Source organism: Pseudomonas sp. FW300-N2A2, assembly GCF_017351735.1.
GTDB lineage: Bacteria > Pseudomonadota > Gammaproteobacteria > Pseudomonadales > Pseudomonadaceae > Aquipseudomonas > Aquipseudomonas migulae.
This window is the reverse complement of record NZ_JACNDU010000018.1, coordinates 1-13,654: the sequence shown is the minus strand read 5'-3', so window position 1 is coordinate 13,654 and position 13,654 is coordinate 1. Positions and strand designations below refer to the sequence as shown.

Below are 13,654 nucleotides of genomic sequence, written 5' to 3'. Positions count from 1 at the left end.
TGTCAGTTAACGTAATTCTCGAATCCGAGTGCACCCTCCTGTAGGAGCGAGGCTTGCCCGCGAAGGCGTTGTGTCAGTCAAACGTCGATGTTGTGCTGACGCCTTCGCGGGCAAGCCTCGCTCCTACAGGGATCGGGTTTATTCAGTTCTGCCGGCGCGGGACAGCACGGCGTTGAGCAGCACGTCGGTGCCTTGCCGCACGTCTTCCGGCAGCACGTCTTCGGCTTCGTTATGACTCAAGCCGCCGATGCACGGGATGAACACCATCGCCGTCGGGCAGAACCGCGCCAGGTGAATCGCGTCATGCCCGGCACCGCTGACAATCGATTGCTGAGCGTAGCCCAGGGCATCCACAGCGTGCTGCACCGCCGCCACGCAGTCCGCGTCGAACGGTGTCGCCGGGCTGATCCAGTGCGGGGTGATCGTCAGGTTGAGGCCGCGACCGTCGGCAATCGCCTGCAGCCGCGCGCGCACTTGCTGCTCCATCGCATCGATGGCGTCGTCGCGGTGATGACGCAGGTCGACGGTAAAATTCACCAACCCGGGAATGGTGTTGCGCGACGACTTGTTGATGCTCAACTCACCAACGGTGGTCAGGCCCTCCGGGGCGAAATCGGTGGCCAGACTTTCAATCGCCTGAATCATCCGCGCCACGCCGTACAGTGCATCCTTGCGCAGGGGCATCGGCGTGGTGCCGGCGTGAGCGGCCATGCCTTCGACCCGCACGTCGAGCCAGCGAATCGCCTGGCCGCCGCTGACCACGCCGATGCTCTTGGCGTTGTCTTCAAGGATCGGGCCTTGTTCGATGTGGGCTTCAAAATACGCATCCACCGCGCCGCCCAACGGACGCTCGCCGGCATAACCGGTACGCTTCAGCTCATCACCGACGCTGATGCCATCGGCATCCCGCACCGCCAGCGCCGCCTCCAATTGCATGATGCCGGTGAACACTGCGGAGCCAAACATCGCCGGGGTGAAGCGCGCGCCTTCTTCGTTGGTCCACACCGCCACTTCCAGCGGCTTGCGGGTCTGGATGCCGAGGTCGTTGAGGCAGCGCACCACTTCGAGGCCGGCGAGCACGCCGTACACGCCGTCGAAGCGTCCGCCTTCAGGCTGAGTGTCGAGATGGCTGCCCATCATCACGGGCGCAGCGTCCGGGTCAGTGCCGGCGCGGCGGGCGAACAGGTTGCCGATGGCGTCCACGCTCAAGGTCATGCCAGCTTCGCGGCACCAGTGGGCAAACAGTTCGCGACCGGCCTTGTCTTCATCGCTCAAGGCCAGTCGGCAACTGCCGCCACGGGCGGTGGCGCCGATTTCGGCCATCGCCATCAGACTGGCCCACAGGCGTTCGCCATTAATCTTCAACATAAGATCCTCCAAGACAATTCAAATCCCTGTAGGAGCCGGCTTGCCGGCGATGGGTCCTTCAAGACATGCACTAATCTTTCGGACGCCATCGCCGGCAAGCCGGCTCCTACAGGTTCGGTTGTGCGTAATTGATCGGTGTCAGGCGTTGGCTAACTCAACGCGTTCAGCGCTGGCATGGCGACGGGCGAGGGACAGCACGCAGACCAGCGAAGTCGCCGCAATCAGGCTGTAGAACAGCGCCATCGGCCACCATTGACCGGCGAATTTATGCGCCAGCAGCGTGCCGATCAGTGGCGTCAAACCACCGGCCACGGCGCCGCAGATCTGATACGCCAGCGAAATCGCCGTGTAGCGCACGCGGGTCTCGAACATGCCGCTGACGTACCCGGCGATCACTGCGTAGAACGACGCCATGCACACCACCGCCAGCGCGATGCCAAGGATGATCAGCGGTGCCTGGGCCGAGCTGACCAGCACGAACATCGGGTACGGCGAAGCCATTGCCAACAACGACACCAGGCACAGGAAACGCGTGGCGCCGATTTTTTCCGCGAGCCACGCCGCCAGCGGCTGAATGCAGAACTGAATGATCGCCACCACAAACAGGCACTCGAGGATCAGCGAGCGCGGCAACTGCAGTTGCTGGGTGGTGTAGGCGATCATGAAGGTGTTGGTGAAATACACCCCGGCAATCCCCAGGGTGTTGGCGCCGATGCACAGCAACAGCGGACGCCACGCGGTGCGCAGGACTTCCATGACCGGCGCCTGCTCTTTACGCGTGCTCTTGGCGGCGAGTTCGCGACTGGCGAGGAACTCCGGTGACTCGTTCACGCCCAGTCGAATCGCCAGCCCCACCAGCAGCAGCAACGAACTGGCGAGGAACGGCAGGCGCCAGCCCCAGCTCATCAGGTCTTCTTCCGGCAAACGGGTGACTGCGCTGAATGCCAGCAGCGACAGGATCAAACCGGCCGGGCTGCCAAGTTGCGCAAAGGACGCGAAGAAATTGCGACGACCTTTCGGCGCATGCTCGCCGGCCATCAAGACCGCCCCGCCCCACTCGCCACCCACGGCAATGCCCTGGACGATGCGCAGCAGAATCAGCAGTACCGGCGCTGCGGCGCCGATCTGTGCATAAGTCGGCAGCAAACCGATGCAGACCGTGACCACGCCCATCATCAGCAAGGTGATGATCAGCGATTTCTTGCGCCCGATGCGGTCACCGATGTGGCCGAAGATGATCCCGCCCAACGGCCGCGCAAAGAAGCCCACGGCGAAGGTGCCGAACGCGGCCATGGTGCTGAACAGTTTGTCGTCGGAGGGGAAGAACAGCGCACCGAACACCAGCGCGGCGGCGGTGGCGTAAATGTAAAAGTCGTACCACTCGATCATGGTGCCGATGAAGGCTGCGGCTGCCGCACGGCGTGGCTGGGAAGAAGCTGGGGGCTTCATGGTTCGGACTCCATTGATTGTTTTTTTGGCAGGAGAAAAGCAGTAAATCCAAGGCACTCTGACGGCGCCTGTCTGGGAGTGATTTATCGTCCCGAGGCTATGATTAGTCAATTTTCTATTTATTATGCGCAGTATTACTACAGCTTATAATCGAGAGCCACATGGTCGAACGCGATGTGCAACGCCTGCTCAATGACCGACTGGACTGGAACCTGCTGCGCACCTTTCGGGTGATCGGCCAGGAGCTGAGCATCAGCCGCGCCGCCGCCCGCCTGCACCTGACGCAACCCGCCGTGAGCCAGGCATTGAAGCGTCTGGAAGAACAACTCGGCCGCCAACTGATCGCCCGTCGCGGGCCACGTTTTGCCTTGACTGAAGTCGGCGAGCAGATCTTCGCACTGGCCGGGGAAATCTATGGGCAGATGTCCCAGGTCAGCAGCGTGCTGGAGCAACCGGCCGACGAAGTGATCGGCAAGGTGCGCCTGTTGATCATCAGCCGGATCTACTCGGAACGCTTCGATGACTTCCTCGCGGACTTCCATCGGCAGCACCCGCGGGTCGATCTGGAGGTGGATGTGATGCGCAGCTCCGACATCGTCAGTGCGCTTCAGGAAAAAACCGCGACGCTGGGGCTGAGCCTCAATCGCCGTCCGCAACCGCGCCTGGAGCAACGGTTGTTCCTGCGTCAGCGCTATGCGTTTTTCTGCGGCAAGCATCATGCGATGTTCGGCCAGCAGAACGTCGATCAAGGGGATTTGCAGCGGGAGAATTTCGTCAGTTTTACCAGCGACCAGATCGGCGGCATGCTCTCGCCGCTGACGATTTTTCGCGATCAGCAGGGCTTCAGCGGACGCATCGTGGCGTCGTCACCGAGCCTGGAAGAAGTGCGGCGACTGGTGATCGCCGGGTTCGGAATCGGCTGTTTGCCCGAGCACGTGGTGGCGGCGGACGTCGACGCCGGATTGCTCTGGCGCCTGCCGCCCCACGAAGGGATCGCCGACGTGGACATTCATTTGCTGTGGAACCGCGAGCAGCGCATGAGCCGGGCCGAGACGATATTTATCGAGAGCCTGCAACGCTGCCTGACGGCTTAGACGCGCAACACCTGCGCGACCGGTTCACCGGCGCGCAAGCGTTCGAGCAAGCGCGGTTCGGCATGATCGGACGCCAGTGCCTGCTCGATGACACCGGCCGCGGTGTGCCAATCGAGAAACAGCACGCCGTTGTCGTCCGCCAGCACCAGATCACCCGGCTGCACGGTGACGCCTGCGCAGTGAATCGGCTGGTTGATCTGGCTGTCGCCGCGACCGTGCAGCTTGGTGGTCAGCAAGCTGGTGCCGCGAGCGAAGACCGGCAATCCGCCCTCTCGCAGCTCCAGCAAATCAGTCACGGCGCCGTCCACCACGATGCCCGCCGCCCCGGCACAACTCGCGGCACAACTGGTCACCGCGCCGACCGGTGCGTGTTGCCAGTCGCCGTCGGTGTCGATCACCAACACGTCGCCCGGCTTTATCAGCGCCAACGCCCGGTTGACGGCAATGGCATCGGCACCCACCAATTTCAGGGTTAGCGCACGGCCCACCAGTTTCACATTGGGCACCATCGCCCGTAGTTGCGAGTCGGCAAAACCCGCCTCCAGAAAATGGCCGAGGGTTGGAAAGCTCACCGCTTTGAACTGCTCGATCAACTGTGACTCATCCATTCTGCGGCTCCCTGGCAATCACCTCGGCCACACAGTCGATCTCCAGCGACACGCCCCACAGTGCCACGCACACCGTGGTTCGCGCCGGCGGCGCATGGCCGAGAAACTCGCGATACACCGCGTTGAACGGCTCCAGTTGCGCCGGATCGGTGAGGTACGCGTTGACCTTGATCACGTGGCTGAAACCCGAGCCGGCTTCAATCAGGATCGCCTCGAGATTGCGCAAGGTTTGCCGCACTTGCTCGGTGAAATCGGCGGGCTGCTCATCGAGTGTGCTTTGGGCCGGAATCTGCCCGGCGGTGAACACCAGATGGCCGCTGACCACCGCTTGAGAGTAAGGCCCGACGGGGGCGATGAAACCCGGAGCGGATTGAATTCTGCGCATGCTGTTGAGCTCCATTAATCAGGCCGCAGCCGATTTGAAAGGTTTGCGAACGGGTTGATCGGCAGCCGGGCCCGCCGCCGGGATTTCGCTGATGTCGCGCTTGAACGTCTCGGTCAGCAGCAACAGCGCCAGCAAGGAAATCAGCGCCGCGCCGATCATGTACCAGGCCACCGACGAGCCTTTGCCGGTCGCTGCGAGCAACGCAGTGGTGACGATGGGCGTTGCGGCGCTGCCGAGCAGGCCGGACAGCATGTAGCTGATCGACAGTCCCGAATAACGCACGCGGGTGCCGAACAACTCCGCCAGGAAGGTCGCGATAGGCCCGTAGTTGGCGGCGAATGCGGTCATCAACAGCAAGTAGCCGAAGATCACCAGCGACAGCTCCTTGGTGTCCATCAGCCAGAACATCGGGAACGCGACCAACGCCTCGGCAACGATGCCGGCAACAATGATCGGCTTGCGGCCGAAACGGTCCGACAACGCGCCGAACACCGGCAGCATGACGATGCACCAGGCGCAGGACAGCAGCACCACGCCCAGCATCACGCTGCGACTGAAACCGAGATTCTGCGTGCCGTACGTCAGGCCGAACGCGACGATGATGTTGAACGACGCGCCGGTCGACATCGTCGCAATACCGCCGAGCACCACTTGCTTCCAGTACTTGCGGAAGACTTCGGCCAGCGGCATTTTCACCTGCACTTCCGCTTCCTTGACCTTGTTGAAGGCCGGGGTTTCGGCGATGTTCAGGCGGATGTACAAACCGACGGCAATCAGCAAGACGCTGGCCAGAAACGGAATGCGCCAGCCCCAGGCCAACAGGTCTTCAGGCGACAGCCACGCGGCGATCACCAGGAACGCCAGGTTGGCAATCATGGTCCCGGCCGGGACGCCGATCTGCACCCAGGAACCGTACAGGCCGCGCTTGTTGGCCGGCGCATGTTCCACCGCCATCAACACCGCCCCGCCCCACTCACCGCCCAGCGCCAGGCCTTGAATCACCCTCAGCAATAACAACAGGATCGGCGCCCATATCCCGATGGCCGCGTAATTGGGTAACAAGCCGATCGCGAACGTGGCGGCGCCCATGGTCAACAGCGAAATCAACAACATTGACTTGCGACCCAAGCGATCACCGAAGTGCCCGAACAACGCCGCACCGACAATCCGCGCCAGATAAGCCGAAGCGAAGGTGCCGAATGCCAGCAATGTGCCGATCAGCGGCACGAAGTCCGGGAAGAACACCTTGTTGAAGACCAGCGCCGACGCGGTGGCAAACACAAACAGGTCGTACCATTCCACCGTGGTGCCGATGACACTGGCCACGGCAACTTTTTTCATGCTGATTGCAACTTCCGGCGGGGCACCGGACTTTTCTGCGGACGATAGATCGCTCATCACTGACTCCAGGAATTCTTCAGAACTCGTTTATTTAATTGTTTTGACTGGCAGTAAATCGTTTGAGAGTGAGGGATTGTTGTTATGTATCGCCCAACTGAGTGGGCGAGTTTTTATATTCAGTAACCCAGTAATCGGTCCGCGTTATTCAATAAAGGTTCGCCGGCATTTAAACGGCGAAAGTTCTCCGCAACTTGTTCGGCAATGCAGTCGTGGGAGGCTGCCGAAGCCATGTGCGGCGTAATCGTCACACCGGGCATAGTCCAGAGACGGTGATCAACCGGCAGTGGTTCTTGCTCGAAAACATCCAGCAGCGCGCCGCGCAGTTTTCCTCGTTTCAGGGCGTGTTCAAGGTCGTCGATATTGAGATGACCGCCCCGGCCGCAATTCACCAGCGCAGCGCCATTGGGTAATTGTTCGAAAGTTGAATGACCAAGAATGCCGCGAGTTTCGCGGGTCAGCGGCAACAAGTTGATCAGCAACTCCACACCCTCAAGAAACGGTTTCAGGTTTGCCGCACCGGCGAAGGTCTGCACGCCGCTTATCGTCTTGCCACTGCGCGCCCAGCCACGAACGTCGTAACCGGAAGCGGCCAGATCCTGCGCGATGGCGCTGCCCAGCGATCCCAGCCCCATCACACCCACCTTGAATTGCCCCGCTGCCCGTTGCAGCGGCCGCTCCCAGCGCTGCTCCTGTTGCTGCAACAGCACTTGATCGAAACCACGGTGATAGTGGATCACCGCCCAGCGTACGTATTCGGTCATGCCCTGACGGTGGCCGGGATCGACCACCCGGCACACCGGCAGATCCGGGCACGACGGGTCGTGATCGAGGTGATCGATGCCGGCCGCCACCGAGTGAATCACCTGAAGGTTCGGTAACGCGGCGAGGCTGCCCGGCAAAGGGAACCAGCACGCGGCGATCTGCGCATTTTTGGCCAGCGGATCATCCGCCAGCACGGTGGTGAGCTGCGGCGCGCTCCGGGCGAACGCGGCTTGCAGTTGCTTGAGCAGCAAGGTGTCGCGGGAAAGTAAAACCACGGTGCTCATGACAGATAGGACTCACGCTGGGATTCGATCAGGGTCAGTGCGGCCTCCCAGGCCAGGTCGATGATGTTGTCCTGCTCATCGCGGTCAAACTGCTCGGCGGTGTGTGCACACACTTCCGGCGACGGGTAATGCAACGCGGAACCGCCGGCCAGCGCCGCCACCTGCGCCTGGCAGGCCCGCTCCAGAAAGTGGATCTCCTGGAACGCCTGAGCCACGCCGGAGCCACCGACCAGCAAACCGTGATTGCGCAGGATCATTGCCCGGTGCGGCCCCAGATCAGCAATCAACCGCTCGCGCTCATCCAGCGACAACGCGATGCCTTCATAGGTGTGATACGCCAATTTGCCGTAGAACTTCAGCGCGTGCTGACTGATCGGCAACAAGCCCTGTTTCTGCGCCGCAACGGCCATGCCGGCGGCGGTGTGGGTATGGATCACGCAATTCAGGTCCGGACGGGCCATGTGGATCGCCGAATGAATGACGAACCCTGCGGCGTTGACCCGATGACCTTCGTAATGCGGATCGACGACGCGCCCTTCCTGATCGATGCGCACCAGATCCGAGGCGCGCATGCGGTCGAAAATCACCCCATAGCGGTTGATCAGAAAGTGATGCTCAGGCCCTGGAATCCGCAGGGTGATGTGGGTGTCGATCAAATCGGTCATGCGAAAGTGCGCGACCAGCCGATACAGCGCAGCCAGTTCGCAACGGGCCTTCCATTCAACCGGGCCGATGTGTTCAGGTTTACTCACGAATACACCTCTTTAGCAGCGTGGGTGACGACCGGGTTGGCGCGCAGTCGGGCCAGCCCGCAAACACCGATCAGGGACAGGGCCGAAAGCAAGGTGAAGAACACCGCCAACGGCAGCCATTGTCCGGAAAACTTGCTCGCCAGCAGCGTGCCGATCAGCGGCGTGGTGCCGCCAGCCAATGCACAACTCAACTGGTAAGCGATGGAAATGCCCGAGTAGCGCAGGTGCACCGGGAACGCCTGGGTCATGTAACCGGCGATCACCGCGTACAGCGCCGAAAGGATCACTACCGCGAGGGCGATGCCGAGGGTCATCAACAGAATGTTTTGCGTGCCCACCAGCAAGAACATCGGGTACGGCGTGACCATGCACAGCAGCGCAACGAGCTTGAGAAAACGACCTTCGCCGATGCGCTCGGCGAGCAGTGCGCTGAGCGGTTGCGAGAGCAACTGAATGACGGTCACCAGGAACAGGCAATCGAGAATCGTCGAGCGTGCGATGCCCTGATACTGGGTGACGTAGGTGATCATGAAGGTGTTGGTGAAGAAGAACCCGGCCGAGCCGATGGTCACTGCGGCGGCAGCGAACAGGATCTGCCGCCAGCACGTGCGAATCACGTCTTTCACCGGGTATTTGGCGGTCTCGTTGTTGTCCCGCGCCTTGGCGAATTCCGGCGACTCATGAACGCCGGAGCGGATCATCAGGCCGACCATCATCAGCACACCACTGGCGAGGAACGGCAGACGCCAGCCCCAGGCCAGGAAGTCTTCGGGTTCGAGTGATGTCACCAGGCGAAAAGCAATCAACGCCAACAACAAACCGGCTGGGCTGCCGAGTTGGGCGAATGATGCGTAGAAGGTTTTGCGCTTGGCCGGCGCGTGTTCGCTGGCCATCAACACGGCCCCGCCCCACTCGCCTCCGACGGAAATGCCCTGGATCAAACGCAGCACGATCAGGCCGATCGGTGCCCAGATACCGGCGCTGGCGTAACTCGGTAACAGACCGATGCCGGCAGTTGCCACGCCCATCAGCGCCATCGTCACCAGCAACATTTTCTTGCGGCCCAGACGGTCGCCCAGATGTCCGAAAACCATGCCGGCCATGGGACGGGCGATGAAGCCGACGGCGAAACTGCCAAAAGCCGCCAGGGTACTCATCACCGGGTCGCTGCTGGGAAAGAACACTTGCCCAAGCACCAACGCTGCCGCTGTGGCGTAAATGTAAAAGTCGTAGAACTCGATGGTCGTGCCAATGAAGGCAGCGGCCGCCGCTCGACGCGGCTGTGCGGTGGTGTGCATGCAAGGACCCTGTGTATTTATAGTTTTGGGCAGGTACTGAAGGCTGTTTACGGTTGCGCTCTGTGGCGCTTGTGGGCTTTATCGCTTCCATGCCAGGATTAGTCAATTTTCATATTCTTATCTTTACTATTAGCGCTGCTACTACATGGGATTGTCATGACTTCCACTAACCCCTGGGTGGGCCGACGTTTTCTGAATGATCGTCTCGACTGGAACCTGCTGCGCACCTACCTTGTGATCGGCCAGGAAGGCAGCATGAGCCGTGCCGCAGCGCGGTTGCACATCACGCAGTCAGCCGTCAGCCAGGCGTTGAAACGGCTGGAAGAACAACTGGAATGCGTGTTGATTGCCCGTAGCGGGAGACGGTTTGACCTGACGGAAACCGGGGAAGAAGTCCTGCGCATTGCGACGGATATCTACGGCGATATTTCGCGATTGGGCACTGTGGTGGAGAGTCGTCACGATGACGTGGTGGGCAAGATCCGCATCCTCACCGTCAGCGGCGTACAAGCGCGGCATTACGACGAGTTCCTCGCCGATTTCCATGAAACCCACCCGAAAATCGAGCTGGAAGTCGAGGTGATGGGCAGCTCGAACATCATCAGTTCGTTGCTGCAGAAGACCGCGACCATTGGCGTCGGCCTGTGTCGTTTACCGCAGCCGCGGCTGGAACAGCGGGTGCTGTTCCGAGAGCGTTATGCGTATTTTTGCGGGCAGCGTCATCGGCTGTTCGGACAAGAGAATCTGACGCTGGAACAGCTCGCCGCAGAAAACTTCGTCAGTTTCACCAGCGACCAGCTCGGCGGAAATCTTTCGCCGCTGACGCTGTTTCGCGACCAGCAGGGTTTTACCGGCAAGATCGTTGCTTCATCGACGAGCTTCGAAGAGATTTACCGATTGATTTGCGCAGGTTACGGGATTGGCTGCCTACCGACGCATTTGGTGAAAAGGGATGTCGAGCAAGGGTTGCTGTGGCGGTTGCCGCCGGAGGATGGGGTGGTGGATTTTGATATTCAGCTGCTGTGGAATCGTGAGCAGAAGATGAGTCAGGCGGAAACCGTGTTCCTCGAAAGCTTCCAGCACATGCTCAGCATTCGTGAGCCTGTGCTGTGAAGCCTTGATCGGTTAAACGTGAGGATCGCCAGGCGCTTTGCTCGGCGTGGCGTATTGCGGTTTCAGGTGGCCGTCCTGATCGAGTAACCAGGCGTCCATGATCTGTCGCACCACAGGCCCGGCGACGCGACCGCCGGCCTCGCCGTTTTCGATCATCACCGAGATGACAATCTTCGGGTGCTCGGCTGGCGCGAAGCCGACAAACAAGGCGTTGTCGCGGTTCCGCTCCAGGGTTTTCGCCCGGTTGTAGCGCTCACCCTGTTTGATCGCGACCACTTGCGCGGTACCACTTTTCCCGGCGATGCGATATTGCGCACCTTGGGCCGCCGCTCGGGCGATCCCGCGAGCGTCGTGCATCACCATTTGCATGCCGTGGTTGACCTGCTCCCAGTCACGCGGGTCTTTCAACAGGATGTTTGGCATCGGATGCTCATCCACTGGCGTCACACCGTCCACGGTCTTGGCCAGGTGCGGACGGTTCCAGACACCTTTGTTGGCGATCAGCGCAGTGGCTTGAGCCAGCTGCAGCGGCGTGACCTGCATGTAACCCTGGCCGATGCCGAGGATCACCGTTTCGCCGGGGAACCACGCCTGACGGCGCGTGGCGCGCTTCCAGGCCTGAGACGGCATCAAGCCGGCAGACTCTTCGAACATATCCAGCGAGACCTTCTCGCCGAGCCCGAACATCGCCATGTAGTCGTGCAGGCGATCGATGCCCAGCTTGTGCGCCAGGTCGTAGAAGTAGGTGTCGTTGGAGCGCATGATCGCCGCGTCCATGTCCACCCAACCGTCGCCGCTGTGGTTCCAGTTACGGTACTTGTGATCGAAGTCCGGGAGCTGGTAATAACCCGGGTCGAAGACGCGGGTCTGCGGGGTCACGACACCCGCATCCAGGCCGGCAATCGCCACTTCAGGCTTGATGGTCGAACCGGGCGCATAAAGACCGCGCAGTACGCGATTGAACAGCGGCCGATCGATGGAGTCATGCAGTGCCGCGTACTCCTTGAAGCTGATCCCGGTCACGAACAGGTTCGGGTCAAAGCTTGGCTTGCTGACCATGGCCAGCACTTCACCGGTCGATGGATCGAGCGCGACCACTGAACCGCGACGATCCCCCAAGGCTTCTTCGGCGGCTTCCTGAAGTTTGACGTCGAGGCTCAGGACGATGTTTTTACCGGGTACTGGATCGGTGTGTTTGAGCACTCGCAGCACGCGACCCTGGGCGTTGGTTTCGACTTCTTCGTAACCGACGTGGCCGTGCAATTCTGATTCATAAAACTTTTCAATCCCGGTTTTGCCGATGGATTGGGTTCCGCGGTATTCGACAGTGTCCAGGGCCTTGGATTCTTTCTCGTTGATTCGACCGACATAGCCGATGGAATGGGCGAAGTGCGCGCCCATCGGGTAATGGCGGACGAACTGCGGCTCTACGTCGATTCCTGGCAGGCGGAATTCGTTGACGGCGAGTACAGCGATTTGCTCTTCACTGAGTTCGTAGAACAGCGTGACGGGCACAAAGGGGTGGCGCGCCTGCTTCATCGCCTTGTCGAACAGCGTCCGGTCTTCAGCGGGCAGGTGCAGGAGATTGACCACCTCGTCCAGCTCTTCTTTGACGTCAGCGGCGCGTTCGCGGGTGATGGTCAGGTTGAAGCTGGGGCGGTTGTCGGCGAGGACCACGCCGTTGCGGTCGTAGATCAATCCGCGCGTGGGGGTGATCGGCAATACGTGGACGCGATTGTTTTCGGAGATGGTCGAGTGATAGTCAAACTCGACGACTTGCAGCACGTACATGCGCACCACCAGTGCGCAGGTGATAGCGACAACGAACAAGGCGCAAGCCATCAGTCTTTTGTTGACCAGGCGCGTCTCTTTTTCGTGGTCCTTGATCGGTATCGGTTGGGGCATTTCTGCAGCTGCTCTTTAACTAAAAAGGGGCGCCGATCCGTAGGCTTGAAATCAGTCCGTTAAAAAAACGAGCTGCACCATACCAAAAACCGTGCGGTCACTTTAGTGCGATTTCCTCTAACGGTTGTCCTTGAGGGCCAAAACGACGGTTGGTTTTTTCTGACTCGTGCGGTTTGTTCAAAATTGATATTCCGATTCATGCATTTTTCTTGCAGATAGGCCTGTGGATACTGGGTGCATGTCATTCCCTGTTTGGAGTCATTTCATGCACCCACGATTTACACGATTACTCGGCTCGAACGGTTTTTCCATTGGGCTGGAGCTGCCACTGGATAACGATTGGTCCAGCGACGGCCAGCGCCGACGAATTGCCGAAGACCGCCCTTTCGGTGTTCCGGATCTGAAGCAACATGCAGCGATGGCGAGGCTGGCGGACAAGGCTGGGTTCCGTGCTCTGTGGGTCCGCGATGTACCGGTTTACGACCCGAATTTCGGCGATGCCGCACAGGTTTTCGAAACCTTTTCCTACCTTGGGTACCTGGCCGGAATCACCGACAACATCATGTTGGGTACGGCGGCGGTTGTACTTCCATTGCGTCAGCCTTGGCTCACCTTGAAGTCAGCAAACAGTGTTGATGAGTTGAGCGATGGGCGTTTACTGCTTGGCGTGGCCAGTGGTGACCGACCGATGGAATATCCGTTGTTCGGCGTGGATTACGATCAGAGGGGAGAGATTTTTCGCGACACGGTGGAGTTGTTGCGCGACCAGGGTGAAGGCCGCCTGCCTGAAGGTGCGCACTTGCTTCCGCAGCGAGATGAAGCGGCTCCATTGTTGGTGGCAGGTCTTGGTCAACAATCACCCGCATGGATTGGTGAGCACATGGATGGCTGGCTCGCCTACCCGGGTACGCCAGATGAACATCGGCGCCGGGTCGGGTTGTGGCGCGAGGTGGGTGGGGATAAACCTTACATCAGCTTTGTCCACCTTGATCTGGCAGCCAATCCTCACGCCCCGATGCGACGTGTGCGTTTCGGCGGCATTTGCGGGCGGTTGGCGCTGATTGATGAGCTTCAAGCATTACGTGAAGCCGGGGTACAACATGTTGGCCTGCATGTGCGTCGTAGCGAACGCCCGGTTGCCGAGGTTATTGAAGAGATTGCTGAATACGTTCTGCCAAAGTTCCACTGACAATGCAGTGCCTTCAAGGGTCGCCAATGTGGCTGCCCTTTTTTTT

12 protein-coding genes are annotated in these 13,654 nt (G+C 60.2%); 3 read left to right on the top strand and 9 right to left on the bottom strand.

All coding sequences use genetic code 11. The features are described from left to right. Positions 1–138: 138 nt before the first annotated feature. Both J4E42_RS20245 and J4E42_RS20240 read right to left on the bottom strand, forming a co-directional pair. Complete coding sequence (locus tag J4E42_RS20245) at positions 139–1,368, bottom strand: Zn-dependent hydrolase (protein WP_207286003.1); 1,230 nt, start codon at positions 1,366–1,368, stop codon at positions 139–141. A gap of 138 nt (positions 1,369–1,506) precedes the next feature. After that, positions 1,507–2,817, bottom strand: a complete 1,311-nt coding sequence (locus tag J4E42_RS20240; RefSeq protein WP_008027991.1) for an MFS transporter — start codon at positions 2,815–2,817, stop codon at positions 1,507–1,509. Positions 2,818–2,978: 161 nt separating this feature from the next. On the opposite strand from J4E42_RS20240, the gene J4E42_RS20235 reads away from it, so the two are divergent. Next, on the top strand, positions 2,979–3,911 hold the full coding sequence (locus J4E42_RS20235) for a LysR family transcriptional regulator (RefSeq protein ID WP_008027993.1): 933 nt from the start codon (positions 2,979–2,981) through the stop codon (positions 3,909–3,911). Here J4E42_RS20235 and J4E42_RS20230 read toward each other — a convergent pair. From J4E42_RS20230 to J4E42_RS20205, 6 genes are all read right to left on the bottom strand, one after another. Then, positions 3,908–4,519: an RraA family protein gene (locus J4E42_RS20230; RefSeq protein WP_207286002.1), complete on the bottom strand. Its 612-nt coding sequence runs from the start codon at positions 4,517–4,519 to the stop codon at positions 3,908–3,910. The genes J4E42_RS20235 and J4E42_RS20230 overlap by 4 nt on opposite strands. Continuing rightward, complete coding sequence (locus J4E42_RS20225; RefSeq protein WP_207286001.1) at positions 4,512–4,904, bottom strand: RidA family protein; 393 nt, start codon at positions 4,902–4,904, stop codon at positions 4,512–4,514. Before J4E42_RS20225 ends, J4E42_RS20230 begins: the two co-directional genes overlap by 8 nt. Before the next feature lie 18 nt (positions 4,905–4,922). After that, positions 4,923–6,302, bottom strand: a complete 1,380-nt coding sequence (locus J4E42_RS20220; RefSeq protein WP_008028000.1) for an MFS transporter — start codon at positions 6,300–6,302, stop codon at positions 4,923–4,925. 119 nt (positions 6,303–6,421) lie between these two features. Further along, positions 6,422–7,351 (bottom strand): glyoxylate/hydroxypyruvate reductase A, encoded by a 930-nt coding sequence (locus J4E42_RS20215; RefSeq protein WP_207286000.1) that lies wholly within the window; start codon positions 7,349–7,351, stop codon positions 6,422–6,424. Then, entirely contained in the window at positions 7,348–8,103 is a 756-nt protein-coding gene (locus tag J4E42_RS20210) for a class II aldolase/adducin family protein (protein WP_008045063.1), read from the bottom strand. Before J4E42_RS20210 ends, J4E42_RS20215 begins: the two co-directional genes overlap by 4 nt. Beyond that, on the bottom strand, positions 8,100–9,401 hold the full coding sequence (locus tag J4E42_RS20205; RefSeq protein WP_008028008.1) for an MFS transporter: 1,302 nt from the start codon (positions 9,399–9,401) through the stop codon (positions 8,100–8,102). Before J4E42_RS20205 ends, J4E42_RS20210 begins: the two co-directional genes overlap by 4 nt. 156 nt (positions 9,402–9,557) lie before the next feature. Here J4E42_RS20205 and J4E42_RS20200 point away from each other — a divergent pair, with 156 nt between their 5' ends. After that, positions 9,558–10,514, top strand: a complete 957-nt coding sequence (locus tag J4E42_RS20200) for a LysR family transcriptional regulator (protein ID WP_008028009.1) — start codon at positions 9,558–9,560, stop codon at positions 10,512–10,514. Between the two features lie 12 nt (positions 10,515–10,526). Here the strand turns inward: J4E42_RS20200 and mrdA are convergent, their stop codons facing one another. Further along, positions 10,527–12,419: a penicillin-binding protein 2 gene (gene mrdA, locus J4E42_RS20195; RefSeq protein ID WP_207285999.1), complete on the bottom strand. Its 1,893-nt coding sequence runs from the start codon at positions 12,417–12,419 to the stop codon at positions 10,527–10,529. Between the two features lie 265 nt (positions 12,420–12,684). Here mrdA and J4E42_RS20190 point away from each other — a divergent pair, with 265 nt between their 5' ends. Next, positions 12,685–13,608: a TIGR03571 family LLM class oxidoreductase gene (locus J4E42_RS20190; RefSeq protein ID WP_008028013.1), complete on the top strand. Its 924-nt coding sequence runs from the start codon at positions 12,685–12,687 to the stop codon at positions 13,606–13,608. Positions 13,609–13,654: the final 46 nt, after the last annotated feature.

Bases quoted from the DNA above. Each gene is read 5' to 3' on its own strand.
- J4E42_RS20240 (WP_008027991.1), bottom strand. From the start codon at position 2,817: ATGAAGCCCCCAGCTTCTTCCCAGCCACGCCGTGCGGCAGCCGCAGCC.
- J4E42_RS20190 (WP_008028013.1), top strand. From the start codon at position 12,685: ATGCACCCACGATTTACACGATTACTCGGCTCGAACGGTTTTTCCATT.
- J4E42_RS20200 (WP_008028009.1), top strand. From the start codon at position 9,558: ATGACTTCCACTAACCCCTGGGTGGGCCGACGTTTTCTGAATGATCGT.
- J4E42_RS20220 (WP_008028000.1), bottom strand. From the start codon at position 6,302: ATGAGCGATCTATCGTCCGCAGAAAAGTCCGGTGCCCCGCCGGAAGTT.
- J4E42_RS20205 (WP_008028008.1), bottom strand. From the start codon at position 9,401: ATGCACACCACCGCACAGCCGCGTCGAGCGGCGGCCGCTGCCTTCATT.
- J4E42_RS20245 (WP_207286003.1), bottom strand. From the start codon at position 1,368: ATGTTGAAGATTAATGGCGAACGCCTGTGGGCCAGTCTGATGGCGATG.
- J4E42_RS20225 (WP_207286001.1), bottom strand. From the start codon at position 4,904: ATGCGCAGAATTCAATCCGCTCCGGGTTTCATCGCCCCCGTCGGGCCT.
- J4E42_RS20215 (WP_207286000.1), bottom strand. From the start codon at position 7,351: ATGAGCACCGTGGTTTTACTTTCCCGCGACACCTTGCTGCTCAAGCAA.
- J4E42_RS20235 (WP_008027993.1), top strand. From the start codon at position 2,979: ATGGTCGAACGCGATGTGCAACGCCTGCTCAATGACCGACTGGACTGG.
- J4E42_RS20230 (WP_207286002.1), bottom strand. From the start codon at position 4,519: ATGGATGAGTCACAGTTGATCGAGCAGTTCAAAGCGGTGAGCTTTCCA.
- mrdA (WP_207285999.1), bottom strand. From the start codon at position 12,419: ATGCCCCAACCGATACCGATCAAGGACCACGAAAAAGAGACGCGCCTG.